28 protein-coding genes are annotated in these 24,840 nt (G+C 70.6%); 12 read left to right on the top strand and 16 right to left on the bottom strand.

Translation table 11 applies throughout. The annotated features are described in order from the left end of the window. Positions 1 to 11: 11 nt before the first annotated feature. The 7 genes from EDF47_RS03905 (at position 12) to EDF47_RS03875 (ending at position 8,753) form a co-directional block, all read left to right on the top strand. A complete protein-coding gene (locus tag EDF47_RS03905) occupies positions 12 to 1,277 on the top strand; it encodes a D-arabinono-1,4-lactone oxidase (protein ID WP_279432382.1) in 1,266 nt (421 codons plus the stop codon). 88 nt (positions 1,278 to 1,365) lie between these two features. After that, positions 1,366 to 1,830 (top strand): DUF2510 domain-containing protein, encoded by a 465-nt coding sequence (locus EDF47_RS03900; RefSeq protein ID WP_131879525.1) that lies wholly within the window; start codon positions 1,366 to 1,368, stop codon positions 1,828 to 1,830. Positions 1,831 to 2,335: 505 nt separating this feature from the next. Next, complete coding sequence (locus EDF47_RS03895) at positions 2,336 to 3,259, top strand: cation-transporting ATPase (RefSeq protein WP_131879522.1); 924 nt, start codon at positions 2,336 to 2,338, stop codon at positions 3,257 to 3,259. Between the two features lie 217 nt (positions 3,260 to 3,476). Then, a complete protein-coding gene (locus EDF47_RS03890) occupies positions 3,477 to 5,141 on the top strand; it encodes an ABC transporter substrate-binding protein (protein WP_165932361.1) in 1,665 nt (554 codons plus the stop codon). Beyond that, positions 5,138 to 6,826 (top strand): ABC transporter ATP-binding protein, encoded by a 1,689-nt coding sequence (locus EDF47_RS03885; RefSeq protein ID WP_131879518.1) that lies wholly within the window; start codon positions 5,138 to 5,140, stop codon positions 6,824 to 6,826. The genes EDF47_RS03890 and EDF47_RS03885 overlap by 4 nt, the downstream gene beginning before the upstream one ends. Then, a complete protein-coding gene (locus tag EDF47_RS03880) occupies positions 6,823 to 7,758 on the top strand; it encodes an ABC transporter permease (RefSeq protein ID WP_123291939.1) in 936 nt (311 codons plus the stop codon). The genes EDF47_RS03885 and EDF47_RS03880 overlap by 4 nt, the downstream gene beginning before the upstream one ends. Then, the gene (locus EDF47_RS03875) at positions 7,755 to 8,753 is read left to right on the top strand and encodes an ABC transporter permease (RefSeq protein ID WP_123672464.1); all 999 of its coding nucleotides are present in this window, start codon (positions 7,755 to 7,757) and stop codon (positions 8,751 to 8,753) included. Before EDF47_RS03880 ends, EDF47_RS03875 begins: the two co-directional genes overlap by 4 nt. Before the next feature lies 1 nt (position 8,754). Here the strand turns inward: EDF47_RS03875 and EDF47_RS03870 are convergent, their stop codons facing one another. The 7 genes from EDF47_RS03870 to EDF47_RS03840 all read right to left on the bottom strand — a co-directional run bounded on the left by EDF47_RS03870 (position 8,755) and on the right by EDF47_RS03840 (position 14,371). Continuing rightward, positions 8,755 to 9,732, bottom strand: coding sequence for a squalene cyclase (locus EDF47_RS03870; protein ID WP_131879516.1), 978 nt, complete (start codon positions 9,730 to 9,732; stop codon positions 8,755 to 8,757). Positions 9,733 to 9,742: 10 nt separating this feature from the next. Then, positions 9,743 to 10,108, bottom strand: a complete 366-nt coding sequence (locus EDF47_RS03865) for a DUF2087 domain-containing protein (RefSeq protein ID WP_131845821.1) — start codon at positions 10,106 to 10,108, stop codon at positions 9,743 to 9,745. Positions 10,109 to 10,215: 107 nt separating this feature from the next. Then, on the bottom strand, positions 10,216 to 10,542 hold the full coding sequence (locus EDF47_RS03860; RefSeq protein WP_131845820.1) for a MazG nucleotide pyrophosphohydrolase domain-containing protein: 327 nt from the start codon (positions 10,540 to 10,542) through the stop codon (positions 10,216 to 10,218). Further along, positions 10,542 to 11,861 (bottom strand): GNAT family N-acetyltransferase, encoded by a 1,320-nt coding sequence (locus EDF47_RS03855; RefSeq protein ID WP_131879514.1) that lies wholly within the window; start codon positions 11,859 to 11,861, stop codon positions 10,542 to 10,544. The genes EDF47_RS03860 and EDF47_RS03855 overlap by 1 nt, the downstream gene beginning before the upstream one ends. Before the next feature lie 29 nt (positions 11,862 to 11,890). Further along, entirely contained in the window at positions 11,891 to 13,366 is a 1,476-nt protein-coding gene (locus EDF47_RS03850) for a cryptochrome/photolyase family protein (RefSeq protein ID WP_133937978.1), read from the bottom strand. Between the two features lie 38 nt (positions 13,367 to 13,404). Beyond that, positions 13,405 to 13,767 (bottom strand): hypothetical protein, encoded by a 363-nt coding sequence (locus EDF47_RS03845; RefSeq protein WP_123291944.1) that lies wholly within the window; start codon positions 13,765 to 13,767, stop codon positions 13,405 to 13,407. A 64-nt stretch (positions 13,768 to 13,831) separates the two neighbouring features. Beyond that, positions 13,832 to 14,371, bottom strand: a complete 540-nt coding sequence (locus tag EDF47_RS03840; protein ID WP_133937976.1) for a hypothetical protein — start codon at positions 14,369 to 14,371, stop codon at positions 13,832 to 13,834. A gap of 156 nt (positions 14,372 to 14,527) precedes the next feature. On the opposite strand from EDF47_RS03840, the gene EDF47_RS03835 reads away from it, so the two are divergent. Next, positions 14,528 to 15,148 (top strand): DUF402 domain-containing protein, encoded by a 621-nt coding sequence (locus EDF47_RS03835; RefSeq protein WP_165932360.1) that lies wholly within the window; start codon positions 14,528 to 14,530, stop codon positions 15,146 to 15,148. A gap of 6 nt (positions 15,149 to 15,154) precedes the next feature. On the opposite strand, the gene EDF47_RS03830 is transcribed toward EDF47_RS03835, so the two are convergent. Further along, a complete protein-coding gene (locus EDF47_RS03830) occupies positions 15,155 to 15,652 on the bottom strand; it encodes a hypothetical protein (RefSeq protein ID WP_131879504.1) in 498 nt (165 codons plus the stop codon). A gap of 273 nt (positions 15,653 to 15,925) precedes the next feature. Between EDF47_RS03830 and EDF47_RS03825 the strand changes: the two genes are divergently transcribed. Together EDF47_RS03825 and EDF47_RS03820 are read left to right on the top strand one after the other, a co-directional pair. Next, positions 15,926 to 16,333 carry a hypothetical protein gene (locus EDF47_RS03825; protein ID WP_131879502.1) on the top strand — a complete coding sequence of 136 codons (408 nt, stop codon included), beginning with the start codon at positions 15,926 to 15,928 and terminating at the stop codon, positions 16,331 to 16,333. 52 nt (positions 16,334 to 16,385) lie between these two features. Beyond that, positions 16,386 to 17,234: an ornithine carbamoyltransferase gene (locus tag EDF47_RS03820; RefSeq protein WP_123291951.1), complete on the top strand. Its 849-nt coding sequence runs from the start codon at positions 16,386 to 16,388 to the stop codon at positions 17,232 to 17,234. On the opposite strand, the gene EDF47_RS19720 is transcribed toward EDF47_RS03820, so the two are convergent. From EDF47_RS19720 to EDF47_RS03795, 6 genes are all read right to left on the bottom strand, one after another. Continuing rightward, positions 17,228 to 17,368 carry a hypothetical protein gene (locus EDF47_RS19720; RefSeq protein WP_165901085.1) on the bottom strand — a complete coding sequence of 47 codons (141 nt, stop codon included), beginning with the start codon at positions 17,366 to 17,368 and terminating at the stop codon, positions 17,228 to 17,230. The two genes, EDF47_RS03820 and EDF47_RS19720, sit on opposite strands and share 7 nt — an antisense overlap. A 17-nt stretch (positions 17,369 to 17,385) precedes the next feature. Further along, the gene (locus EDF47_RS03815; protein ID WP_131879500.1) at positions 17,386 to 17,913 is read right to left on the bottom strand and encodes a hypothetical protein; all 528 of its coding nucleotides are present in this window, start codon (positions 17,911 to 17,913) and stop codon (positions 17,386 to 17,388) included. Between the two features lie 11 nt (positions 17,914 to 17,924). Beyond that, positions 17,925 to 18,578, bottom strand: a complete 654-nt coding sequence (locus EDF47_RS03810) for a signal peptidase I (RefSeq protein WP_243698073.1) — start codon at positions 18,576 to 18,578, stop codon at positions 17,925 to 17,927. Then, positions 18,575 to 19,459 (bottom strand): hypothetical protein, encoded by an 885-nt coding sequence (locus EDF47_RS03805; protein ID WP_131879495.1) that lies wholly within the window; start codon positions 19,457 to 19,459, stop codon positions 18,575 to 18,577. The genes EDF47_RS03810 and EDF47_RS03805 overlap by 4 nt, the downstream gene beginning before the upstream one ends. Continuing rightward, entirely contained in the window at positions 19,456 to 20,052 is a 597-nt protein-coding gene (locus tag EDF47_RS03800) for a TasA family protein (RefSeq protein ID WP_123291955.1), read from the bottom strand. Before EDF47_RS03800 ends, EDF47_RS03805 begins: the two co-directional genes overlap by 4 nt. Positions 20,053 to 20,203: 151 nt before the next feature. Beyond that, positions 20,204 to 20,758 carry an alternate-type signal peptide domain-containing protein gene (locus EDF47_RS03795; protein ID WP_123291956.1) on the bottom strand — a complete coding sequence of 185 codons (555 nt, stop codon included), beginning with the start codon at positions 20,756 to 20,758 and terminating at the stop codon, positions 20,204 to 20,206. A 356-nt stretch (positions 20,759 to 21,114) separates the two neighbouring features. Here EDF47_RS03795 and pnuC point away from each other — a divergent pair, with 356 nt between their 5' ends. Then, positions 21,115 to 21,780 carry a nicotinamide riboside transporter PnuC gene (gene pnuC / locus EDF47_RS03790; RefSeq protein WP_131879493.1) on the top strand — a complete coding sequence of 222 codons (666 nt, stop codon included), beginning with the start codon at positions 21,115 to 21,117 and terminating at the stop codon, positions 21,778 to 21,780. 127 nt (positions 21,781 to 21,907) lie between these two features. After that, positions 21,908 to 22,618 carry a hypothetical protein gene (locus tag EDF47_RS03785; protein WP_123291958.1) on the top strand — a complete coding sequence of 237 codons (711 nt, stop codon included), beginning with the start codon at positions 21,908 to 21,910 and terminating at the stop codon, positions 22,616 to 22,618. On the opposite strand, the gene EDF47_RS03780 is transcribed toward EDF47_RS03785, so the two are convergent. Together EDF47_RS03780 and EDF47_RS03775 are read right to left on the bottom strand one after the other, a co-directional pair. Then, positions 22,615 to 23,838 carry an ABC transporter permease gene (locus EDF47_RS03780; protein ID WP_133937974.1) on the bottom strand — a complete coding sequence of 408 codons (1,224 nt, stop codon included), beginning with the start codon at positions 23,836 to 23,838 and terminating at the stop codon, positions 22,615 to 22,617. The genes EDF47_RS03785 and EDF47_RS03780 overlap by 4 nt on opposite strands. Continuing rightward, a complete protein-coding gene (locus tag EDF47_RS03775; protein WP_123338726.1) occupies positions 23,835 to 24,761 on the bottom strand; it encodes an ATP-binding cassette domain-containing protein in 927 nt (308 codons plus the stop codon). The genes EDF47_RS03780 and EDF47_RS03775 overlap by 4 nt, the downstream gene beginning before the upstream one ends. Between the last annotated feature and the right edge of the window lie 79 nt (positions 24,762 to 24,840).

Raw genomic sequence — 24,840 nt, 5'->3', positions numbered from 1 at the left:
CGATGAGCGACGTGATCGCAGAGCAGCGCACGCGGACGAACTGGGCGGGCAACGTCACCTACCGGGCGTCCGGTCTGGCGCGTCCGACGTCGGTGGCCGCGTTGCAGGAACTGGTCGCGTCGACCCCGCGCCTGACGGCGCTCGGCTCACGGCACTCCTTCAACACGATCGCCGACACCGACGCCGTGCAGGTGTCGTTGCAGGACCTGCCGCCGGTGCTCGACATCGACACGTCGCGTCGTGTGGTCCGCGTGGCCGCCGGCATGACGCACAGTCAGGTCGCGGCCGGTCTGGAGGCCCGTGGCTGGGCACTCGGGAACCTCGCGTCCCTGCCGCACATCTCCACGGCCGGGGCCGTCGCCACGGGCACGCACGGCTCCGGCGTCCGCAACCCGTCGCTCGCGCAGGCGGTGGTCGGGCTCGACGTCGTCCGCGCTTCCGGGGCGATCGAGCACGTCGATGCGTCCTCGCCGGACGGGGCCCTCGACGCCCACCGGGTGGCCATCGGTGCGCTCGGTGTCGTCACCACGGTGGAGCTCGCGATCGAGCCGACGTTCGAGGTCGCCACGACGGTGCACCTCGACCTGCCGTGGGACGCGGTGTCCGCCCACTTCGACCAGGTCATGTCCGACGCCTACTCGGTGTCGATGTTCACCTCGTTCGACGACCGCGGCGCCCGGCAGGTCTGGGTGAAGCACCGCGTGGACGAGCCCTCGCCCACCGTCGACCTCGTCGCCCTCGGAGCGCGGCCCGCCACCGGCCCCGTGCACCCGGGGGAGAACGACCCCGCCGGCGTCACCGAGCAGGGCGGCGTCCCCGGGCCGTGGGCCGAGCGGCTGCCGCACTTCCGGTCCTCGTTCACGCCGTCGACCGGTGCCGAGATCCAGGCCGAGTACTTGATCCCGGCAGCGTCGGCAGTGTCCGCGCTCGCGGCCCTCCGTCCGCTCGAGTCGGTGTTCGCGCCGATCCTCATCGCCGCCGAGGTCCGCACGATCGCACCCGACACCGCCTGGCTCGCGCCGTCGTCCGGTCGGCAGTCGGTCGGCATCCACTTCACGTTCCGCCGGGACGCCGCTGCCGTGGCGGCCGCGGTGACGCGGATCGAGGAAGCGCTCGCGCCCTTCGACCCGCGGCCGCACTGGGGCAAGGTGTCCGGCGTGAGCGTCGAGCGCCTGCACGAGGCGTACCCGCGGCTGTCGGACTTCGCCGCGGTCGCCCGCGACGTCGACCCCACGGGCCGGTTCCGCAACGCGTACCTGGCGCGCGTCCTGTCCTGACGGGGCGTGCCGCGTGGCACCACGACTGGGGCGTGCGCGTGACGACGCCGGTTCCGTAGCCTCCTCGGAGGCAACGGAGGGGAGCACAGTGACGCTGCCGATCGCCGGGTGGTACCCGGACCCGCAAGATTCGAACCGCACACGGTGGTGGGACGGAGCACGCTGGGGAGCACTCGCACCCCAACCTGCTGCAGCTGTCCCCACGCCACAGTGGGAGCCGGCACCGCGTCCGCCCGCGCCGTCGGAGTACCGCGCGGCCGTCACCGAGCAACCGCTCCGAGGGAGGAAGGCCCGGATCGCCAAGGACCGGGCGACCCGTGCAGCGAATCCGTTCGGGTACGCCGGGCTGGTCCTCGCGCTGCTCGGGTTCATCGTCAACGTGTTCGCGATCCCCGGCATCCTGGGGATCGTCTTCGGCGCGATCGGTCTGGCACGCGCCGGGCAGCTCACCGGGCAACGGATCACCGGGTTCGGAGTCTCACTCGCAGCGGTCATCCTCGGGCTGGCGGCGTCGGCTGCCTTCGTCGTGCGAGCGGCACAGCTGCTCGCGTGACGACAGGTGTCCCGCACCGTTGAGCGCGATGCGGGACACCCGGGTCCTCAGTCCCTGCGGGACAGGTCGATCAGGAGCCTGACCACGGTCACGAGCAAGCTCGCGATCCCCAGCCAGGGCACCCGACGCCTGGACCGATCATCGGTGTCGTTCGACATCGGTGACCTCCTGGTGTCGTCGCCGGCTGACACGAGGAGCTTCGACCAAGGGATGCGTCGCCGAGCGTGCTCGGCTACCATCGGTTCCGAGCGTTGGACTCGGGATGGTTGGTTCATCCCTTGGCTTTCCACTCGGAAGGCAAATCGAAGCCCGGAACTGTTGTCGCAGTCCCGGGCTTCGAGCTTTCGCCCGGATCGCGCTCCGGCGGTGGCGCGACCGGGTCAAGCCTACGACGAACTGTCCGGTGACATTCCGGTCGTTGCTCACAGCGGTTTCCTGCCGGATGTGCGGGCGACCCGCCGGTTCGTCGCTGGGAGCGCACATGTGCATCCACAAAGGTCGGGGGATGGCGAACTTCAACCGCATCCTCGGCATGGCCTCGAAGGTCATCGACAAGCAGCTCCAGAAGCGTGGGCAGGGGGACGGTGCGCCCGGCAACGGAGCGCAGCGCGCTGGCGGGACCGACTGGCGTGACGTCGTCCGCGGTGCAGCGGACCGGCTGACGGGCGACGACCGGAGCCAGCAGCAGCGGCCGCAGCAGCAGTACGGCCAGCCGCAGCAGCAGCAGTACGGCCAGCAGCAGTACGGGCAGGCGCCCCAGCAGCAGTACGGCCAGCAGCAGTACGGGCAGCCGCAGCAGCACGGCCCGGCCGACTCGGACAAGGTCGCACTCGCGAAGTACGACTACCTGCTCCGCACCTCGTCACCGGACCAGCTCGAGCAGGTCCACCACGACGCCTTCGCCCGCCTCACCCCGGCGCAGCGGCAGCAGGTGCGCAACCGCCTGAACTCCGAACTCCCGCCGCACGAGCACCTGCGCGACGACTCGGCGGGCGGCATGGCGCGCGCGATGACCCGCGGCGAGGTCCGCCGTCCGGGCCTGATCCGCCGCGTCCTCGGCGGCTCGAGCAACGGCAACGGCAACGGCCGCGGGCGTGGTGGTGCCTTCGCCGGCGGTGCCGCGGTCGGCGCCGGCGCGATGGCGCTCGGCGGCATCGGTGTCGCGGTCGCCGGGGGAGCGGTGCTGAGCGCCGCCGCCGGGCCCGTGCTGGCCGAGGCAGCGAACCTCGGCGTCGACTTCGACGGCATCGCCTCGGGCATCGGCGACCTCGGACTTGCCGACCTCGGGGCCGACCTCGGCGGCGGCTTCGAGGGGATCGCGGGCGAGGGTGAGCAGCTCCTCGGCGGCCTCGGTGAGCAGGCGTCGGGCCTCGGCGAGCAGGCCTCGAACCTGGGCAACGACTTCCTCGGGGGCCTGTTCGACCGCTGACCCACGCCCCTCGGGTGGGCTCGGTGCAGATCCATCGGGAATAGACGGACGTCGCGCGGCACTTGGATTGTTTCGTCGTGCGACGTCTGTCGCACGTGTGATTCGGACGGGCGACCGCCGCGGTGTCAGGATGGACGCCGCCCGGCGACCCGGTCCGTGCAACCACAGCGGCTGCAGCACGGTCGCCACCACCCTTCCCACGAGGAGCACCACCGTCATGAGACGCCCGAACCGCCTGACGATCACCGCGGCCGTCGCCGCAGCAGCAGCCCTGGTCCTGACCGGCTGCTCGGGTGGGAGCTCGTCCGACGACGGTGACGGCACGGCCAAGGGCGGCACGCTCAACATCCTGACGACGGCCACCGCGGTGCACCTCGACCCGGCGACGAGCCAGAACCTGAACATCACCACCTTGGGTCTGGTGCTCCGCCGGCTGACGGCGTGGGACGTCGAGCCCGGCAAGGCCGCCAAGGTGGTGCCGGACCTGGCTACGAACACCGGCGACTCGAGCGACGGCGGCAAGACCTGGACGTACCACCTGAAGGACGGGCTGAAGTTCCAGGACGGCACGCCGATCATCACGAAGGACATCAAGTGGGGCATCGAGCGCTCGTTCGCGCCGACCCTGACCGGTGGCCTGAGCTACCACAAGTCGCTCCTGGTCGGTGGCGAGGACTACAAGGGCCCGTTCGACGGCAAGACCCTCGACAGTATCGAGACGCCTGACGACTCGACCATCGTCTTCAAGCTCAACGCCGCGTACGGCGACTGGCCGTGGCTCGTGTCGATGCCGGCGTTCGCTCCGGTTCCCGACGGCGACGGCACGGACACGGGTGCGTACGACAACAAGCCGGTCGCGTCCGGGCCGTACCAGGTGCAGTCGAACACCCAGGGCTCGCAGATCACCCTCGTCCGGAACAAGGAGTGGAGCGCGAAGACCGACGACGTCCGCACCGCCGGCCCGTCGAAGGTCGTGTTCAAGGAGAGCCAGGATCCGTCGACCGTCACGCAGACGCTGATCGCCGACAACGGTGACGCGAAGGACTCCTTCGGCGCGAGCTACCTCGGCGCAGCCGAGCTGAACCAGGTGCGGAGCAACCCCGCCGCCCAGGACCGCCTCGCCACGTCGAAGGCCGGCCCGATCAACTACATGGCGATCAACACCCAGAAGGGATCGCTCAAGGACCTCAAGGTCCGTCAGGCCCTGCAGTACGCCGTCGACAAGAAGTCGTACCGGATCGCTGCGGGCGGCGCGCTCGCCGGTTCGTACGCCACGACCCTCATCACCCCGGGCATCGCGGGCCGCGAGGACTACGACCTGTACAAGCCCGGCGCGAACGGTGACGTCGCGAAGGCGAAGCAGCTCCTCAAGGACGCGGGCGTGTCCGACCTCAAGCTGACCCTGGCGACCCAGAACGACCCGACCTACCTCGCCCAGGCGCAGGCGCTGCAGTCCGGCCTCAAGCGCGCCGGCATCACCGTCACGCTGAAGCCGCTCGACGCGGACTCGTTCTACACCGCGACGACCGACGGCACCGACTTCGACCTGGCGCTGTTCAGCTGGCAGCCGGACTTCCCGAGCGCGAACGCCAACATCCAGCCGCTCTACGACTCGTCGCAGATCGGTGGCGGCGGCTACAACGTCTCGAAGTACAGCAACCCCGAGGTCGACGCGCTGATCAAGAAGGCCAGCGCCACCGTCGACCAGCAGGACGCGCAGAAGCTGTGGGTCGAAGCGGACAAGAAGATCATGGCCGACGCGCCGATCGTCCCGCTGACCTACGCGAAGCAGTCGTTCCTGGCCGGTTCGAACGTGCAGAACTTCCAGATCGCGGACTTCCCGGCGTACCCGAACTACCTCAAGGTCTCGCTCGCGAAGTGAGTTCGCCGCTGCTCGAGGTCGAGGGGCTCCACGTCGCGTTCGGCGACGCGGAGCCCGTCGTCCGTGACGTCTCCTTCACCCTGACCCCCGGTCGTGTGCTCGCCCTCGTGGGGGAGTCCGGCTCCGGCAAGTCCGTCAGCGCCATGAGCGTGCTCGGCCTGCTGCCGCCCGAGGCGCGGGTCTCCGGCAGCGTCCGGTTCCGTGGCGAGGAGCTCGTCGGCGCCTCCGACGACACGCTCCGTGCCGTTCGCGGCGCCGGCATCGGCGTCGTGTTCCAGGAACCGATGAACTCGTTCACGCCGGTCCTGTCCATCGGCACGCAGGTCGCCGAGGCGATCCGGGCGCACCCGACGGACCTCGATCGAGCAGCGGTGTCAGCTCGCGTCGACGAGCTCCTGCGTGCCGCAGGCCTCACCGACCCCGAGCGCATCCGCAAGGCCTACCCGCACGAACTGTCCGGCGGGCAGCTGCAGCGCGCCATGATCGCGATGGCCCTGGCCGGGGACCCGGTCGCGCTGATCGCCGACGAGCCGACGACCGCCCTGGACGTCACGGTGCAGGCCGGGATCCTCGACCTGCTCCGCCGACTCGGTCGCGAGCGCTCCCTGGCCGTCCTGCTCATCACGCACGACATGGGTGTGGTGGCGGACGTCGCGGACGAGCTCCTGGTGATGCGCCGCGGCGACCCCGTCGAGCACGGCCCCGTTGCCGAGGTCTTCGCGCACCCGTCCGCCGACTACACGCGCGAGCTCCTCGCCGCCGTCCCCAGCCTGGAGGCCCGTGGCGGCCCCGCCGACGCTGCTGCGGATGTCGAAGGGGACCCGTCCACTGCCCGGGCCGACGTGGCGCAGGCGAGCCGATCCTCCCGTCCGCTGGTCGCGCAGCTGCGCGACGTCGCCGTGCGGTACTCGCGCCGCGGCGGACCGACCGTGTCGGGCATCGACCTGGACCTGCGGGCCGGCGAGACCGTCGGGCTGGTCGGGGAGTCCGGGTCCGGCAAGTCGACCATCGGCCGCGCGCTGGCGGGGCTGGTGCCCGTCGTCGAGGGCTCGGTCGAGGTCGACGGCAGCGACCTGCGGACCGCCAGGGGCCGACGGCTCCGCGAGCTCCGCAGCCGCGTCGGCATCGTCTTCCAGGATCCGGCGTCGTCGCTCAACCCGCGGCAGACCATCGGCTGGAGCATCGCCGAGCCGTTGCTCGTGCACGGGACGGCCTCGGCGGCCGATCGTGCGGAACGCGTCCGTGAACTGCTGACCGCCGTGCAGCTCGACCCGTCGTGGGCCGAGCGGTTCCCGCACCAGCTCTCCGGCGGGCAGCGCCAGCGCGTCGCCGTCGCGCGGGCCTTGGCGCTCCGTCCGGCGCTCGTCATCGCCGACGAGCCCACCTCGGCACTCGATGTGACCGTGCAGGCGGCCGTGCTCGACCTGCTCGCGCAGCTGCAGGACGAGTTCGGGTTCGGCATGCTCCTCATCAGCCACGACCTCGCGGTCGTCCGGCAGCTCGCTGACGAGGTCGTCGTCCTGCACGACGGTCGCGTGGTCGAGCGGGGGACCACGGACGCCGTGCTCGACGACCCGCAGCAGGACTACACGCGCATGCTGCTCGCAGCGGCGCCCGTCGCCGATCCCGTGCGACAGGCGGCCCGCCGCGAAGCCTGGCGCGCCTGGGAAGGAGTGTCCTCGTGACCGCCAACGTCGTCGAGCGCCCCGTGGCCTCGTCCGGACGCACCACCGGCTTCCGCGCCGTGGTGCGCCGCATCCGGCAGGACCGCTGGGCCGTGACCTCGGCGGTCGTCATCGTCGTGTTCCTCGTGGTCGCCGTCGCGGCGCCGCTCATCAGTGCCGTCACCGGGCAGGACCCCTACGGGTACGACATCGACGCGCTCAACTCGTTCGGGGCGCCGAAGGGCTTCGGCGGGGGGATCAGCGCCGAGCACTGGTTCGGCGTCGAGCCGCTGACCGGTCGCGACCTGTTCGCGATCGTGACGTACGGTGCCCGGACGTCGCTCGGCATCGGGCTCGCCGCGACCTTCCTGTCGATCGTCATCGGGGTGCTCGTCGGCGTCACCACCGGCTTCTTCGGCGGCTGGTACGACCGCGTGCTCTCCCGCGTGGTCGACGTGATCTTCGGCTTCCCGTCGCTCGTCTTCATGATCGCCCTGACCGCGATCGTGCCGACGTCGTTCCCGAAGCCCGTCCTGGTCGTGCTCGTCATCGGGTTCTTCGGCTGGCCGTCCGTCGCCCGCGTGGTCCGCGGCCAGACACTGTCGCTCGTCAGTCGGAACTACGTCGTCGCCTCCACGGCGATGGGCGCTGGCCGGTGGCACGTCATCCGCACCCAGCTGCTGCCGAACCTGGCGGCGACGATCACCGTCTACGCGACGATCTCGATCCCGTCGATGATCGGCGCCGAAGCCGCGCTGTCGTTCCTGGCGGTCGGCGTGACCCCGCCGACGCCCTCGTGGGGCCGCAGCATCGGCGACGCCGTCGGTTGGGTGCAGACCGACCCGATGTACCTCGTGTTCCCCGGAGTGGCACTGTTCCTCATCACCCTCGCGTTCAACGTGCTCGGCGACGCGCTGCGTGACGCCCTCGACCCGAGAGGAGCACGCCGATGAGCACCTTCCGCTTCATCGCGATCCGCGTCCTCGGTGCAGCCGTCGTGCTGCTCGTCGTCGCCGCGATCACCTACGCACTGTTCATGCTGCTGCCGACGAACCCCGCGCGGGCGATCTGCGACAAGCCCTGCACGCCGGACCGGCTGCGCGAGGTGCAGGCGTTCCTGGGCACCGACAAGCCGTGGCTGGCGCAGTTCGGTGCCTACCTGGCGGGGATCTTCACCGGCCGCACGTTCGGCAGCGGCGCGTCCGTGATCACCTGCGCCGCACCGTGCTTCGGGTACTCGTTCCAGCTGCACGAGAGCGTCACCGACCTGATCCTGTCCCGCCTGCCCGTCACCGCGTCGATCGCCGTCGGTGCCGCCGTGCTGTGGCTCGTCGCCGGGGTGTTCGGCGGAGCCGTCTCGGCGCTCCGTCGCGGCACGTTCGTCGACCGGGCCGTGATGACCGTCGCGGTCGCCGGGGTCTCGTCGCCGGCGTACCTGATCGGGTTGCTCGGCATCCTGCTGTTCGGGTTCGTGCTCGGCATCCTGCCGACGAGCGGGTACGTCGCGTTCACCGACGACCCGGTCGGCTGGTTCACCCACCTGATCCTGCCGTGGTGCGTGCTCGCGTTCATCAGCGCCGCGATCTACGCGCGCCTGACCCGTGGCGAGATGCTCGAGTCGATGTCGCAGGACTTCGTGCGCACCGCTCGGGCCAAGGGCCTGCGCGAGCGCCAGGTCGTCGTGCGGCACGGACTGCGTACCGCGATCCTGCCGGTGGTGACGCTGTTCGGACTCGACCTCGGGTCGCTGCTCGGCGGTGCGGTCATCACCGAGAAGGTGTTCTCGATGCAGGGCCTCGGCGCGCTGCTCATCGACGCCGTGCACACCCTCGACCTGCAGGTCGTCGTGGGCTTCACGTTGTTCTCGGCGCTGTTGATCGTCACGGCGAACGTGATCGTCGACGTGGTCTACGCGTTCGTCGACCCGCGGGTGCGGCGCCGGGCGTAGCTCAGGTGGCGTCCCACCAGCGCAGCACGCGGGTGCCGTGGAGCGTGAGCCACTTCGACGGCTCGCCCTCGGGGACGTCGACCTCGAACCACTGCCGACCCGGCGGCCGCGTTCCCTGGGTCCACGTCCCGTCGTCGTTCCTGGCGGCACGGACGACCTCGATCGCCTCGGCCGCCCGGGCGTCCGGCGCGGTACCGTCCTGCAGCGCAGCAACCCGCAGGTGGTCGGTGACCCGGAGCGCCGAGTAGATCCAGCGCAGCGGGTACGCGAACCGGGTAGCCCACGGCCCGACGAGCTCGCCGTCGTGCTTCCGGAACAGCAGCCGTCGTTCGAGCAGGTACTCGGTACCGCGGAGTCGAGCCGCTCGGAGTTCCGCTGCTCGGGGGTGGTTGCCGCCGGTCAGCTGCTCGTGCTGCAGGAGCCCCTCGATCACGTTGAGGGTCGAGTGGAACGACGACACCGTCGACCCCTCGATCCACTCGCAGTTCCAGCCACCGTCGTCCAGCTGGTGGTCGAGGAACCACTCCGCCAGCTGCCCGACGTCGGCACCGAGCCAGGCGCCGTTCGCCAGGGTGAAGGCGTTGATGCAGCAGTCGACCTCGCCGCTCCAGTAGGGCAGGTCCTCGTACTCCCAGCGGCTGTTCGTCGCGAGCCGAGCAGCCGTGTCCCCGAGGACCGCGGCGTCGAGCCCCCAATCGCGCAGGGCGTTCAGCGACCAGGTCGTCGCCGTGTAGGGCTGCCCGGGCTCGTCCGCCTCGGGACCGTCGAAGTCGAAGTCCGCCGGGAAGTACGCGCCGCCGGCCCACTGCCCGTCGGGGTCCTGGTGCGCGAGCATCGCCGCCCCGAGACCCTCGGTCGCGACCCGCGCCCGGGTCTGCTGCCACACGGACGGCGGCGCACCGACCAGATCACGCTCGACCTGCCACCGGATCGCCGGGTCCGAGTCGAGCAGCCACTCGACCACCGCGTCGTCGTTCATGGCGCGGAGGCTACGCCGTGCGGAAGCCCGCCGCCACGTACCGGTAGGACGAGCCGTCGTCGGTCCGATCGACCACACCGAGGTCGACGGCGTCACGTCGGACGATCGCGACGTCCTCGCAGAACATCGCGATGGCGGCGTTCAGTACCGCCTCGGTGACCGGGCGTGACGATCCGAGTCGCTCGAACACCAACTCGACGATGCGCGTCGACAGCGGGAGCCGCTCGTCGTCCTTCACGGGCATCCGGTGGATCCGGTCGAACTCCAGGAGCGCGGCCGGCGCCTGCAGACGCTGCAGATCCTGCGCTGTACGGCCGAGCAGCGCCACATCGGGTCCGTCCGCATCCAGCCAGTCGAACGCGCTGACCGCGGACATGGTCCGCTCGTCGAGCTGAACGCGATCGACGAGCGCTGGGCGCAGTGTCCGGCTCGCCACCGCCGACACCACCTGCCGTGCACGTGCCAGCGGCTCCGTGGCCCTGCTCAACCTTCCGCCGCCAGCCGATCGGGGTGCCACTTCGCCCACTTCTCACGAACAGCGGCATCGAGCGGGACGTCGAAGTGCCGCGCGATGAGCAGGACCTGCGCGAGGACGTCCGCGATCTCGTCCCGGAAACCCTGCTCGATCTCGTCGTCCGTGCGGCCCTTGCGCCGAGCCTGACCCGAGCGCGCGAGGAACGCCTGCGTGAGTTCACCCACCTCTTCGCCGAGCTTCAGGACGAACCACTCGTCGGTGCGGTCGATGCCGTGCCGCTCGGCGTAGAACGCGGAGACGGCCTCGACCTCGTCGCTCAGGTCCTGGACGTCCATCAGAAGTAGGTGATGCCGTGCGGGGTCCGCGGGGGCAGGAGCATCGCGCGCAGCAGCTCGATCGACGCGGGGTCCGCAGCGCGGACCAGGCCGGCGGCCGCCAGGGTGACGGGCGAGACCGACCCGATGAGCAGCGCTCCGAGCTCTGCCACGTCGAGCTGGACGTCGGAACCGGCCACGTCGACGTCGTCGGCGATGCGCGTGACGCTGCCACGGGCCTCCTGGACGTCCAGCCGGTACGTGCCGGTCGTGTGGCCGAGCGCATCGGTGACCGCGAGTGTCAGCGAGCCGTCGACGGCGAACGGCCGCGACTCGAGCACGGCGGCCACGTCGAGGACGCGCAGCCAGACGTGGTCCTCTTCGTGGTCGACGTCGTACGCACGGTTGTCGCCGAGGGCCGCGACGATCGGGTCGTCGAGGCGCGAGCGGTTGTACTTCACGACGTCGTTCAGGTCGATCGACAGCACGAACTCCCACAGCGCCGTGTAGGCCTGGTCGTTCGCGTAGACCAGGTCGACGATCTCGAGTGCGGTGTCGGAGGACCCGTCTTCCTTGACGCGCCAGGTGACGTACCCGTCGATCTCGTCCGTGCCCTCGGCGCGGTGCACCGCCGCACGGACGTCCTTCGCCTTCTGGCCGTCGTTGCCGAGCAGTCCGAAGACGACCGGCCAGGTGCCCGCGTTGCGGACCATCGAGCCGGGCGTGCGGGTGTGGAAGCGCTCGAAGACCGCCTTGCCGGGGCCGTCGGCGAGCCACTGCGGCGTGACGACGGACACCGAGCCCGACGTCGGGGCGAGGAGGGGGAGTGCGCGTTCGCGACGTACGCGCACCGCGCGCTCGCGGATCGCGCTGCCGAAGCCGAAGCGGCGGTAGATCGTGCCCTCGGACGCGGTCAGGGACGCCACGGCGTAGCCCTCGGCGACACCGCGCTCGAGCGCGTGCGTCATCATGCGGCGCAGGATGCCGCGGCGACGCTCGGTGGGCCGGACGGTGACCGCGGAGATGGCCTGCGTGTCGACGGACGACCCGTCGCCCCAGCTCAGTGCCTTGCGGAACCACGTGAAGGTGCCGGCGGGCCAGGTCTCGTCGACGGACCCGGGGAAGGGCTTCCGGACGTAGACGCCCAGGAAGGTCTCTTCGTCGGCGATGAAGTGGGACGCCATACGGGCTGCACCTTCGGCGTCCGGATCGGCTTCGTGGAACCCGAGGCCGACGGCCTGCATCCACGATCCGGTCTCGGCGTTCGGTGCCCCCTCGTCATCCGTCCCGGGCGCGAACTCGCGCAGCTCGTAGCGGTCGTCGAATGCCTCGTTGCTCACGCTCACGACCCTATCGGGACCGGGTGACGTCACGGCAAGGTGCGACGGGCCTCCTGCACGATGACCTCGTCGAGGTCCGCCAGCGACCGCATCTGCTGCAGCGGGCGGGCCATCCGGTGGTTGTCACGGAGTGCCGGCTCGGTGCGCGCGAGGAACGCCCAGTACCCGGCCGTGAACGGGCACGCGTCGTCGCCGACCCGCTTCGTCGGGTCGAAGCGGCAGCCCCCGCAGTGGTCCGACATCCGGTCGATGTAGCGACCGCCCGACGTGTACGGCTTCGTGGCGACCATCCCGCCGTCGGCGTGCTGGGACATGCCGATGATGTTCGCCGGCATCACCCAGTCGGTGCCGTCGACGAACACGTCGGTGAACCACTCGGTCAGGTGCACCGGGTCGTAGCCGCGCTGCAGTGCCCAGTTGCCGAGCACCATGAGGCGCTGGATGTGGTGCAGCCAGCCGTGGTCGTGCAGGCCCTCGATCGCGGTCCGCACGCAGACGGCGTCGATCTCCGACGCGTCGAGCTCGCGCCACCAGTCGGGCAGGCGTCCGTGCGCGCCGAGGGCGTTCTCCGATGCGCCGTAGTCGTCGCCGAACCACCAGTAGAGGTGCCAGACGTAGTCGCGCCATCCAGCGACCTGGCGGACGAAGCCCTCGACGCTGGCGAGCGGTGCGGCCTCGGTGCGGTGCGCTTCGAGGGCGGCGTCGATCGCCTGCCGCGGATCGAGCACCCCGAGGTTCATCGGCACGCTGAGGAGCGAGTGCGCCATCGTCCAGTCGTTCGTCAACGTTGCGTCCTCGAACGGCCCGAAGTCGCCGAGGCGCACCGCGACGAAGTCGTCGAGCGCACGCTGGGCCTCGTCCGCCGTCACCGCGAACCGACGGGTGTCGTCGCGGCCGACGAACCGGGCGGTGCCGTCCCGCTCCCATCGGTCCAGGTCGTGCCGCACCTGGTCGTCGATGTCGTCCTCGTCCGGCCACCAGGGCTCGGGCAGCCCGAGGGTCGTCGCGCCCTTCGGCGGCGGCTGGCGGTTCTGGTCGTCGAGGCTGAACTTCCCACCGATCGGCTTGCCGTCGCGCAGCAGCCAGCCCTCACGGCGCCGGACACGCTCGTAGTGGTCCTCCATGCGGAACCGACCCGTGCCCTGCGCCGCCCACTCCGCGAACTCGTCCTCGTCGGTCACGAACCCGCGGCTCGGCAGGATCACGGTGCCCCGGCTCCAGTGCCGGATCTGCGCGCGGAGGGTGCGGGACGGCGGATCGATCGCCTCGAGGTCGTCGCGGCCGGTCAACGCCTCGCGGAGGGTGTCGACCTGGACGAGCTCGGCACGGTCACCGAGTTCGTGGACGCGGTGGCGCAGGGCACTCAACCAGAGGTGGGCCTTCGCCCGGTGGACGGGGCGAGCGGTGAAGAACTCGCGTGCCTCGACGACGAGCGCGGGACCGCCGTCGTCGAACAGGGGGCCGTACTGTCCGGGGAGGACCAGGCGACGACGTTCGGAGGGCATGGGTGGACCGTACCCAGCGAGTGGGGTGGAGCTGTCAGTCAGGGGCGTTCGTCGACGAGGGCGATGAACCGGCTGCCGATGCCCTCGACCTCACGTCGGGTGAGCCCCGCAGTCGGTTCCGGCGCCTGGTACGGCTCGTGGTAGTCGCACATCAGGTAGTCCCACTCCGGCCACCACTTCTTCGGCCGCGCTTCTTCGGCGAACGCGCAGACGACGCACTCGAGGCGGACCCAGACCTTCTTGGCACCCGTGCGGTTCGCTCGGGACTGCACGAGCCACGCGGGCGGATCCTGTTCGATCGCGTCGAGTTCGGCTTCGCTGAGACGCGAGGGGATTCCGTGGTGGGTCGCCATCTCGAGGGTGATGTCGAGTCGAACGGCGGCGTCGCGTCGGGAGAGCATCCGACAAGATTAGGTTCTGTCGGGGCGCAGTGCTCGTCGGAGCGCTCGGTGCCGGTCGGACCGTTCAGTGCCCGTCGAGGGCGTGGCATCCGCCGTCGAGGACCCAGCCCGCGGCCGTGACCTCGGCCGTGCCGTCGCGCTGGACCTCGCCGATCAGGCACCCGGACATCTCGACCTGTGCCTCGAACAGCACCTTCCCGCCGGTCTGCGTCGTCACGATCCAGCGGTTCGGTGCTCCGACGCCGTCGAGGATCTCCTCGACCGCGGGCTGCAGGACCGGGGTCGACTGCGCGGCGAGCTCCCGCTCCACCTGAGCACGTGCGACGTCGAGCGCTGCCGCCGACTCCGCGCTCAGGTCGGTGCGGTCGTGGTGCCGCTTGTTGAGCCCGTACTGCGGTGGGCTGTCGGCGCCGGGGCCGGCGCCGTCCCCGGAAGTGGCGTACGTGCCCGCAGCGCCCGTCGGTTCTCCGGTCGTGGCGCCGGCCTGCGTGCTGCTCGTCGACGGGCCGCTCGAGGCCGTGCTGCTCTCGACCGCGCAGCCCGTCAGCACGATCAGCGCGAGCAGCGCCCCGGTCACCGATGCGGTCGTTCTGTGGTCCCCCATGAGCGGCATCCTGACAGAGCGCGGGGGAGAGCACGGGGCTCGACACCGGATCGTGATGCAGGGTGCGGTGACCGAGAACTCCTGTGAGAGCATCACCGGATGCACGGCGATGTTGCGAACGACGTGCGGAGCGAACCGTTCCGCTCCGGTGAATCCGTGGTCCTCCGCAGTCTGCACGCGCTCGGTTCGCACGGTCGAGCCGTCGCCTTCGCCGTCGCGGGTCGAGTCCTCGTCGATGACGACGACGTCGCGGTGGTCGCGAGTCCGCTCGGCTCCGCGGTCCGTCGCCGGGCCGGTACCGGCAGCGGACCTAACGCGCGGCTCGTCCTCCCCTCGGACTGGGACGGCTCCTACGTCGAGGACAGCTGGTTCGGAGCGACCGTGGTCCGCGTGCACCCGAAGGGCGCAGCGTGGTCGGTGTGGCGCTGGCACGATGGGACGCAGTGGCTGCCGGACTGGTACATCAACCTCGAGCTGCCATGGGTGCGTACCTCCGTCGGCTTCGACAGCCAGGACTGGACCCTCGACGTCATCGCGACCCGAGACGATGCGGGCCGCTGGTCGGTTCGGTACAAGGACGAAGACGAACTCGCGTTCTACACGGACGAGGGCCTGGTCACGGAAGCAGACCGCGCGATGATCGAACGCACCGGCGAGGATGCCGCTGCGGCCGTGCACGCGGGCTCGTTCCCGTTCGAGACCGACTGGTCGCGGTGGGTGCCGGACCCGAACTGGTCCGCTCCGCAGATGCCGGCAGGGTGGGATGTCGTCCGCTAGCTCCGCTCAGTGCGTCTGCGCTGCGAGATTGGCGTAGGCGGCGGCGTACCAGCTGACGGTCGAGTCACCTGCCGTCGGCCCGATGGTGATCGAGTCGGCCGACGTCACGACGTAGAGGTCTTCGTCGTGGCCGCACTGGACCGAGCGCGCCGCGAGCTCCCTGCCGGTGTCAGCGCCGTCGGCGATGCGACCACCCCAGACGGCGATGCGGACGGTTCCGTGTCCCTGGCAGGCGACGGACACGCGGACGTGTGCGCGCTCGCCGCCGTCTGCGACGCCCAGGGACAGCCGACTCGACGCGTCGTTGGTCCCGGCACCAGCGCCGAGTTCGCCGGGCTGGTCCGCCCACCGATCCTGGACGTTCTCCATCCAGGCGGAAGCGTCGTCAACCGGCGTCGCACGGCCGGAGCAGGCGGTGAGCGACACCACGATCACGAGCGTCAGCCCGATGATGCTGCTCCATCGGCGGCGGCGCAGGTGGTCGTGCACAGACGAGGCATTCATGTCGATCACAGTGTCGTGCACGCCGGCCGCGCTCGCACCCTCCCGTTCTGGCGTCGTACGCTGGGCGAGTGGTGAGCGCGATCGTCCTCGTGATGGCCGAGTACATGGTGGACGACTCCCCGCTCTGGTACCGCGGGTCGCGCGAGTGCATCGGGAGCGTTGATGCGGGAGCACTCGGGCTGAGCAGGCCGCTGCGCGACGACCTCCGGGCGTGGAACGACGTCTTCGATTCCCACGGGGAGCCCGACTTCGACTGGCCTTCCGGAGCGGTCCGTGGCTCATCGCGTCGAAGCATTCGTGCTCGCGAGCCGTGTGCAACTCGAGCTCGGTGACGATGCTCATGTCTGGTGCGGAGCCGGCGCCGGCATCGACACGGTGGCCGAGGCGGGTACTGCCGTCGTGCTGCCGAGTGCACGGCCCGGAACCGATGTCGAGTTCTTGCGTGACGGGGAGCGGGACGTCCGGTCGGCACGCGCCGCGGGTACTGGTGATGGCACCGCGAAGGCGATCGTGCACTGGCGTGCCCTCACCGAACGAGTCGGGACGCCGTTCGGTGACGCCGAGACCCGCGCACTCGGGCTCCGGACGGCAGCGCGCATCCAAGCCGATGTCGGCGTTGGTGCCCAGGTGGTCTTCCTCAGCGGCGCATCGGTGGCGTATCGATCGGACGAGTTCGGCTGAGGCTGACACCCTCCAAGCACACGCTGTTCCGGACAGTCCCTACGGTGGTGGGATGCGTTCTCTCGCCAAGCTCGATGACTGGTCTCCGTCCGACGTCCATGCGGTCTTCGAGCTTGCTGACGCGTACCAGCACGGCCGGGGACCGGTGACGGCGGGGTCGGCAGCCATGTTCTTCCCGCCGACCAGTCTGCGAACCAGGGTGACGTTCGAGCAGGGTGCTTCGCTGATGGGGCTCGGTCCGATCGTGTTCCCGGACACGACGCTCGACAAGCCAGAGGCGCTGGCAGACGTCGCCCGGTACCTCGTCAACTGGGTCGACATCATCGTGGTGCGTCACCGTGACCTCGCCGTCATCGAGGGACTGGTTGCCGCGCATGCGCTGCCTGTCGTGAACGCCATGACCGACGAGAACCACCCGTGCGAGGTCCTCTCCGACCTCTACGCACTGCGGCAGCGTGGGGAGATCTCGTCGCTCCGCTTCCTCTTCGTCGGGGCGGACGGCAACATCGCCAGGGCATGGCAGGAAGCTGCTCGAGTCCTGCGACTCGACCTGGTCCAATGCTGCCCGGCCGGCCTCGCAACGCCGGGCGCTGCATGGACCGACGACCTCGAGACTGCCGTGCGGTCGGCGGACGTGATCCTGACGGACGGCCCCGGAGCGCACGCCGACGCCCTTGAGTCGTACCGGATCACCGCGGCGCTCCTCGACCTCGCGCCGACGGGAGCCCGCTTCGACCCGTGTCCGCCGTTCGTGCGTGGCCGTGAGGTCAGCGCCGATGCCGTGGAACACCCCGCGTTCGTCGGGCACGGGTTCAAGGCCGCACTGCTCCCGGTGCAGCAAGCAGTGATGGCGTTCTGCCTCGGTCTCGGACCGTCGGGCGGCTCCGCCAGCCGTCAGTAGTCGGGGTCCTGCCGGTCCTGGTCCTGCCAGGGCAGCATCCGACCGGCGACCAGCGACAGCACGCCCCCGAACATGAAGACGAGCAGCACCGCCCACCAGGGGTTGCGTCGTTCGCGCGGCTGCTGTCCGTCCATGCCGTCACGATAGCGGGTCAGTCGGTCGCACCCCGGGGCGGTTCGACGAGCAACCCGACGCGGTCGGCCAGGTAGTCGGCGAGCGGGACGGCGGAGCCGGCAGCCGGTGACCAGCGGACGAGCGGCACGTCGTCCTCGACGAAGAGCACCCCGGTCGAGCCGACGAGCGTCCCGTCCAACGCGATCGCCGTGGCGCCGTGGTTGACGGTGTCGCCGGCCGCGAAGTGTCCCTTCGCCGCAGCAGCACGGTAGGCCCGACGGACCTCGGCGGAGACCGACTGGAACTGCGCCCGGCCCGGATCGGTGACCCGGGTGATCGCCCCGGTGGCCCAGACCCGACCGCCGGACTCGAGCGACGACCCGATCAGCAGCGCACCGACCCGCCACACGCGACCGAGGGGCCGCATGGTCGCTTCGCGGCGGATGCCGAGCACCGCCTTCGGCTGCGCGTACTCGCCGAGCGCCTCGTCCGGCACCCCGGCGGCACGGAGCCGTCGTGCAGCGTCGTCGAGCAGTTCCCTCGCTCGCTGCACTCCGTCGGTCACGTCCACCGAGCCTAGACCGGGGCCTGCCCCGAGCCCCGGTGCGATGCCCTGCGGCGCCCGTGACCGGCCGTCGCACGTCGCCCGCGCCCGCACGCCCCACGTCGACGGCGCGCGGCCGTGACCGTGCCGATGGTGATCATCACGCCGCCGTACGCCAACAGGACGCCGGCGACGGTCGGGATGAGCCAGCTCCGCGAGCCGTTGACGAGCTGGTTGACGACACCGATCTCGGGGATGCTGTACCAGACGACTCCCCGGATCTGCGCGGCGGCGACGGGGTCCGGGTCGGCCTTCGCGTTGTTGTCACCCTTGAGGACGAACGTGCGCGCCCCGTTCGACGACGAGGACACCGAGGTCACGCGGTGGCTGATGACGGCCGGCTGGCCGGAGACGATCTGGTAGGTGACGACGTCGCCCACCTCGATGTCGTCGACGGCGGTCGGGCGGACGACGAGCAGGGTGCCCGGGGGCAGCGTCGGCTCCATCGACTGGGTCAGGACCGTCAGCGGCATCGACCCGGTGGCCTTGGGGACGACGATGAGCACGACGGCGAGGGCCGCGACGAGCAGGAGCAGCCCGGTGCTGAGACCGAGGACGACGGCGTGCACGACCGCACGCCCACCGGAGCGCTCTGCACGTTCGGGACGAGCCGCCGCGCGGGTCACGCGCCGCACCGGATCGCCGCGCCGTTGTTCTGCGTGAAGAGCGTGACCGGGCCGCTGCCGGCGACGGTCGAGGTCGGGTTGCCGGCGCTGTCGAGGACCTTGACCGTGACGGTGAGCGTGCCGGAGGTACCCGCGCTCGCCGGGATGTCGCTCGGGGCGATGGTGATGAACGCCGAGTAGTCCTGGGCCTTCTGTCCGACCGGCGTGGTCCCGACGTAGGCGGCGTACCAGGTCTCCTTGGGGCGGCCTGCGGCGTCCCAGGTGACGTCGACGTAGTTGCCGCTGTGGTCGTTGCAGGTCAGCGCTGCTTCCGCTGCCGAGGTGTTCAGGTAGAAGCCTCCCTGCACGACGCCCGAGGTCCAGCTGCCGCTCGCCACGGTGAGGTTCACGTTCACGTTGGCCGTGGCGGATGCCGGCGCCGAGGACTTGGGCGTGCTGCGGGTGCACCAGATGGCCGAGGCGCCGGCGGCGAGCTTGGACGTCATGCTCGGCAGTGACGCCCAGGTGCCGGTGACCGAGCCGCTGCCGACCGCGGTGTTCGTCGTGCACGCCGCGGTCGTGGCGACGGGCCACGCGACGACGGTGACCGCCTGCGCGAGCGCCGTCGAGCTGCCGGCGACGACGGACACGGTGGTCGTCGCGGTGCCGGCGATGGAGCCCGAGTTGGTGAGCGTGATCGGCTTCGTGACCGACGTCACCGTGGACGAGAAGGTGGTGGTCAGCGCGCTCGTGCCGGCGATCGAGGCGGAGACCTTGCCGATCGTGACGCTCGAGGCCGTGGTGCCGGACGCACTCCACAGTGCCCAGGCGGCGCTCGACCCACCGCCGACGAACACGGCGGTGAGCAGCACGGCGACGACGAGCCGGAGACGGCGGTTCATGCGGAGACCTGCGTTCCGGTGACGGTGAGGGTGAAGTCGGTGACGGCGCCGGACACGCTCTGCGGCGCGTCGGCGTCGAGGACCAGCTCGACACAGCCGACGGTGCTCGCACCGGGCTGGAGCGTGAACGAACCGCTACCGGTGTCGAAGGCGGCGAGACGGCCGCTCGCGCCGGACAGCCCGGCGGTGCAGGCCGCAGCCGATGACACGTTGGTCAGACGGAGCGTCAGCTCGCCGAGGACGGCCGCCGACGACGCGTTCGTCGCGTAGGCGACGTTCGTGGACGTCGTGGCGACGCGCATCGACAGTGGGATCGAACCGGTGTTCTTCACGGCGAAGGTGCCGGTGACTCCGGTACCCGGTCCGAGGACGGTCGTGTTCATCGTCGACAGGGTGCCGACGGTGATCGTCGCGGTCGCGGACTTCACGGTGGTGGCCGCGGTGCTGGCGGTGCCGTTCCAGAGGGCGTAGGTCCCGCCGACGCCGAGGAGCGCCGTGGCGACGGCGACGACCAGGGCGAGCGCGACGGGCAGGATCCACCGGTGGCGTCGTGCCGCGCGGTGGCGGCCCGTCGTCCTCGGTGTCCCGGTCATGTGCGTCCCCTGGTGCTCGTGAGCCTCTGCTGGTGCGGGCCACAAGGGCCCAGACGGGCCACAAGGGCCCAGACGGGCCACAAGGGCCCAGCACGGGCCACGACCGGCGGATCAGGGGCCGGTCGTGGCCCGCGTCAGTGCGATCGGTGGATCAGGAACCGATCGCGGTCTGGGTGAGCGTGAAGGCCAGGGCGCCGACGTTGATCGACCCGTTCTGCCCGGTCGTCGCCGAGGACGGCAGCGTGATCGTGAAGACGACCTTGACGGTCGAGGTCGACGCCGACGGCGAGACGACGAAGGTGTTCGCGTTCGACGTGGACTGCACGACGGTGGCGCTCGAGGACGTCACGGCCAGGGTCTTCTGCGTCGCGGCGAGGAGTGCGGAGTCACCGGTGATCGACTGGCTGGCGTAGGTCAGGTTCGCCTTGAGGTCCTGGCCGGTCGCACCGATGTTCAGCGTCTGCGTGAACTGGAACGTGTTGCCCGGCACCATCAGGGCGGTGGTGGGGTTGATCGCGGTCGAGCGGCCGTTCGTGATGTCCGTCCAGGCGCCGTCGTTGTTCGCGCTGAGGGTCAGCGTGCCGGAGCTCACCGAGGACGCGGCGCTGGAGGCACTGGCGTTCCAGAGGGCGAAGGTGCCTGCTCCACCGAGGAGGAGGGCGATGCCGGCTGCGCCGGCGATGGCACCGGTGACGATCTTGTGCATGGTGGCGGGTCCGTTCTGTGCGTTCGGGGCGCACTGGATTCCACCAGCTCGTGATTCGGGTCGTCGTGCCGGTGGGACGGTGTCATCGACCTCGCGGGTGAGGGGTCGCGGCTGACCTTTGCCGAGAGCGGTCGCCGGGCTCCGGAGCGCAGATCTGCTGCTCGGGCGGGCTGGACTCGCTCTGGTGACGACGGTACTCGTCCCCCAAAGTGCGGACAAGTAGGAACATGCTTTCGCATGGACCCAGAACGGGGGTGATTTTTGTCCACCCTGTGGAGGACATGTTTGTACCCCGATCACCACCGGAATGCCGGACGGCCCCCGACCGTTGCACCGACCGGAAACGAGGAGGGCCCATGGGCATCGTGCGCTGGCTGTTCGACGCGCAGATCGTCATCGGCGACCAGACGGTGCTCTGGCGCGAGGTGATCGGCAACGTCGTCGGGCTGCTCAGCGCGCTCGGCGGGATGCGCCGCAAGGTCTGGGCCTGGCCCGTCGGGCTGGTCGGCAACGCGCTCCTGTTCACCGTCTTCATGGGCGCACTGTTCGACACCCCGAACCCCGTCAACCTGCTCGGCCAGGCCGGCCGCCAGGTGATGTTCATCATCGTGAGCATCTACGGCTGGTACCGCTGGACCCACCGGCCCGACGACACGTCCACCGTGATCGAACCGCACTGGGCGTCGTGGCGGACGCGCGTCCTGCTGGTCGTCGGCATGGTCGGCGGGACCGCCCTGCTCACCCCGGTGTTCCGCGCCCTCGGGTCGTACGAGCCGGTGTGGAGTGACGCGTGGATCTTCGTCGGCTCACTGCTCGCCACCTACGGCATGGCGAAGGGCTGGGTCGAGTTCTGGCTCATCTGGGTCGCGGTCGACCTTGTCGGTGTCCCGCTCCTGTTCTCGGCCGGGTACTACGCGTCGGGTCTCATGTACGTCTTCTACGGCGTCTTCACGCTGACCGGGTTCTTCGTCTGGGCGAAGCAGCGGGTGAAGCCCCCGGCAGCCCCCGTCACCGTCGGCTGACGAGTCGGCTGACGACCCGGCTGAACGGCCCGCCCACGCCGATCCGGTCCACGCCGACCCGGCGTGGATGTGACGGCCCCCGGTCTGGGACGAGACAATGGGGTACCGCACACGATGGGATGGTCGGATGGAACCCCTGCACGGCGAACGCGTCGAGGACGATGAGTCCCTCGCCGAGCGCACCGTCCGCGGAGCGATCCGCGCCTACCGGCTGCACTCCTTCGACGCGGTCGACGCCTCGGTGGTGGCCGAGGTCGCGGGCATCCCGCTCGAGACCGTGGAGCGGTTGTTCCCCGCGTGGGAAGCCCTGTTGCTGGTGACGTACGACCGGTGGACGCAGCTGCGTGGCACCCGTCGGAAGACCCCGCCGGCGTGCACGATCGACCACGTCCGGCTGACCCTGGCCGAGGACGTCGCCGACCCGGGGCTCGTCCGCGTCCTCGCGGGCGTGATCACGGTCGCGAGCTCGGAGTCCGGCTTCGCCGAGCTGTTCCGCAAGCGCTTCGACGAGTACGTCGAGCAGCTCAGCAACGGTCTGCAGCGCGACTTCGACAACGGTGCCGAGGAATCGGCGATCCCGTCGTACCAGGCGGCCACGCAGCTGCTCGCGGTGTACGAGGGACTGCAGATCCAGATGCTCGTCCGGCCGCACATCGACGTCATGGTGGAGTTCGACCGGTCGGTCCGGACGCTCCGCCAGGGCTGGAAGCAGCACGAGTTGCCGTCGTGGGACCTCGACGCCGACGTCCCCGAGCGCGAGACGCCGCAGCGCCAGCGACCGGCGGAACACCAGCAGACTGCACGCGAAGCCGAGCGGGAACCCCAGAGCCGTCCCTAACGGGAGACCGACCGCCGCCACCACGACACGATCTGGCGCAGCGTCACCTTCGACCCGTACTGCGCGACCGAGTGCCGGAACAGGTACTCGGCGAACCAGAGCAGCAGGCCGGCGGCGACGAACACCTCGACGATGCAGACCACCGACTCGGTGACGCTCAGCGAGCCGACGGCGTTCCGCACCATGGCGGTGACGGGCGTGAACGTCGGGAAGTACGTGAAGAACGCGGCGACGGGCGACGTCGGGGTGGTCATCACGAAGAACGCCGCGTAGAGCGGGATGATCAGGGCGAAGATCGCCGCCGACTGCAGTGCCGAGGCGTCCTTGATCGACGGCACCGCGGCACCGACGGCGACGAACAGTCCGGACGCCAGCAGCACGCCGCCGACGAGCAGCAGCGCGCCGACGAGCATGCGCCACGGGTCGATCGTCAGCCCGCCGAGCTGCGAGGCGACGAGTGGCAGGACGGCGAGCATCCCGACCAGCCCCGGGATGACGAACACCCCGACCTGCACGAACCCGACGAGCAGCATCGCGATCACCTTGCCGCGGATCAGGTCGCCGGCGGTGACGGCGGTCAGGATCATCTCGGAGATGCGGTTCTCCTTCTCCTCGACCACGACGGTCACCATGCGTGCCGCGAGCAGGATGACGAGTCCGAAGAAGGCGGCGACGTACAGGAACGGCGGAACGATCGACAGCCATCCCGGCGCGACCTGCCCGTCGGCGTAGGTCGTGACGTCGGTGGCCGGTGGGGAACGCAGGAGCTCGACGGTCTCGGGGTCGTCGACGGTCGCGGCGACGCTCTGCTCGAGCACCCGTTCGGCGAGCGACGAGTAGCCACCGTTCGCGAACAGGCCGCGGTCGGCGGCATCGACGGTGATCGGCGAGGTCGAGGGGGAGGACGGGAACGAGATGAAGGCGTCGAGGTCCCCGGAACGCACGGCGGCGCGGTCGGCGTCGGCGTCGGTGGACGGCGACCCGCCCCACTTCGCCGCGACGGACTCGGACACCAGCCCGGAGTGGTCGACGTAGCGGAACGGGGTCTTCGTGGCCGACGAGCCCGAGACGACCGAGTCGGTGCCGGCTGCCTGTCCGATGCCGACGAGCAGGGACACGATGACGATGACGACCGGCAGTGCGAGGGTGCCGATCCAGAACGCGGGCTTCTTGACCGCGCGGACGAACTCGAACCGGACGACGGTGCCGAGGCGGCTCACGCTGCTGCCCCCGCGGCGGCGAGCGCGTCGTGGCCGTAGACCTGCACGAAGATCTCGTCGAGCGGGATCCGACGCATCTCGAACGCGGTGACGCGGACACCGTCCGCCACGAGCGCCGCGAGGATGTCGGCACCGTCCGGTGCGGCGGCGGACGTCGGCACGAGGTAGGCGACGTGCCCCTCGTGCCGCGCGAGCTTGTACAGCGGCGAGCGGGGGACCGGTCCGTCGAGGCCGACCCGGGCGACGGCGCCGCCGAAGGCGTCCTGCACGTCGGGGATCGACCCGTAGGCGGCGGCGGTGCCGTCCTTGAGCAGCAGGATCCGGTCGCAGAGCCGCTCGACCTCGTCCATGTGGTGGGTCACGAGGATGACGGTCGCGCCGTCGGCCTTCCGTTCGTCGACCAGGTCGAGCAGCAGCCGTCGGTTCACGGGGTCGAGGCCCTTCGTCGGTTCGTCGAGGATGAGCAGCCGCGGCCGGTCCATGATCGTGATGCCGAGCTGCACCTTCTGCTGCTGCCCGCCGGAGAGCTTGTCGACGCGGAGCTTGGCGCGGTCGGCCAGACCAACGCGTGCCAGGTAGTCCATGCTCCAGGCCGTCGCCTCGGGGCCGCGCAGCCCGCGGAGCCGTCCGAAGTAGGACATCACGTCGATGACGGATTCCTTGCGGTAGAGCCCGCGCTCTTCGGGCAGGTACCCGATGCCACCGGTGGCGGGCCGGTAGGGCTGGCCGTCGATGGTCAGGGTGCCCGCGGTCGGGGTGGTGATGCCGAGCAGGGCACGGATCGTCGTGGTCTTGCCGGAGCCGTTGCTGCCGAGCAGGCCGAACGTCTCGCCGGCGGCGACGTCGAACGACAGTCCGTCGACCACGTTCCGGTCCCCGAACCGCATGACGAAGTCCTGCACGCTGATCGTCGCCCCGCTCATGCGGCGACCCTACCGTCAGCGGCTGACGTCTCGGATGCCGGTCGCGGCCCGAGATGGTGACCCCACGGCGGACGGGAGG

The organism is Curtobacterium sp. PhB190 (assembly GCF_004365385.1).
Lineage (GTDB): Bacteria > Actinomycetota > Actinomycetes > Actinomycetales > Microbacteriaceae > Curtobacterium.
Note: the sequence above shows the minus strand (reverse complement) of the source record. Positions and strands in the feature narration are given on the sequence as shown.

Bases quoted from the DNA above. Each gene is read 5' to 3' on its own strand.
- EDF47_RS03845 (WP_123291944.1), bottom strand. From the start codon at position 13,767: ATGCTCTCCCGACGCGACGCCGCCGTTCGACTCGACATCACCCTCGAG.
- EDF47_RS03895 (WP_131879522.1), top strand. From the start codon at position 2,336: ATGGCGAACTTCAACCGCATCCTCGGCATGGCCTCGAAGGTCATCGAC.
- EDF47_RS03795 (WP_123291956.1), bottom strand. From the start codon at position 20,758: ATGCACAAGATCGTCACCGGTGCCATCGCCGGCGCAGCCGGCATCGCC.
- EDF47_RS03800 (WP_123291955.1), bottom strand. From the start codon at position 20,052: ATGACCGGGACACCGAGGACGACGGGCCGCCACCGCGCGGCACGACGC.
- EDF47_RS03865 (WP_131845821.1), bottom strand. From the start codon at position 10,108: ATGTCCGCGGTCAGCGCGTTCGACTGGCTGGATGCGGACGGACCCGAT.
- EDF47_RS03830 (WP_131879504.1), bottom strand. From the start codon at position 15,652: ATGAATGCCTCGTCTGTGCACGACCACCTGCGCCGCCGCCGATGGAGC.
- EDF47_RS19720 (WP_165901085.1), bottom strand. From the start codon at position 17,368: ATGGACGGACAGCAGCCGCGCGAACGACGCAACCCCTGGTGGGCGGTG.
- EDF47_RS03875 (WP_123672464.1), top strand. From the start codon at position 7,755: ATGAGCACCTTCCGCTTCATCGCGATCCGCGTCCTCGGTGCAGCCGTC.
- EDF47_RS03820 (WP_123291951.1), top strand. From the start codon at position 16,386: ATGCGTTCTCTCGCCAAGCTCGATGACTGGTCTCCGTCCGACGTCCAT.
- EDF47_RS03785 (WP_123291958.1), top strand. From the start codon at position 21,908: ATGGAACCCCTGCACGGCGAACGCGTCGAGGACGATGAGTCCCTCGCC.
- EDF47_RS03890 (WP_165932361.1), top strand. From the start codon at position 3,477: ATGAGACGCCCGAACCGCCTGACGATCACCGCGGCCGTCGCCGCAGCA.
- EDF47_RS03775 (WP_123338726.1), bottom strand. From the start codon at position 24,761: ATGAGCGGGGCGACGATCAGCGTGCAGGACTTCGTCATGCGGTTCGGG.
- EDF47_RS03850 (WP_133937978.1), bottom strand. From the start codon at position 13,366: ATGCCCTCCGAACGTCGTCGCCTGGTCCTCCCCGGACAGTACGGCCCC.
- EDF47_RS03840 (WP_133937976.1), bottom strand. From the start codon at position 14,371: ATGGGGGACCACAGAACGACCGCATCGGTGACCGGGGCGCTGCTCGCG.
- EDF47_RS03805 (WP_131879495.1), bottom strand. From the start codon at position 19,459: ATGAACCGCCGTCTCCGGCTCGTCGTCGCCGTGCTGCTCACCGCCGTG.
- EDF47_RS03870 (WP_131879516.1), bottom strand. From the start codon at position 9,732: ATGAACGACGACGCGGTGGTCGAGTGGCTGCTCGACTCGGACCCGGCG.
- EDF47_RS03860 (WP_131845820.1), bottom strand. From the start codon at position 10,542: ATGGACGTCCAGGACCTGAGCGACGAGGTCGAGGCCGTCTCCGCGTTC.
- pnuC (WP_131879493.1), top strand. From the start codon at position 21,115: ATGGGCATCGTGCGCTGGCTGTTCGACGCGCAGATCGTCATCGGCGAC.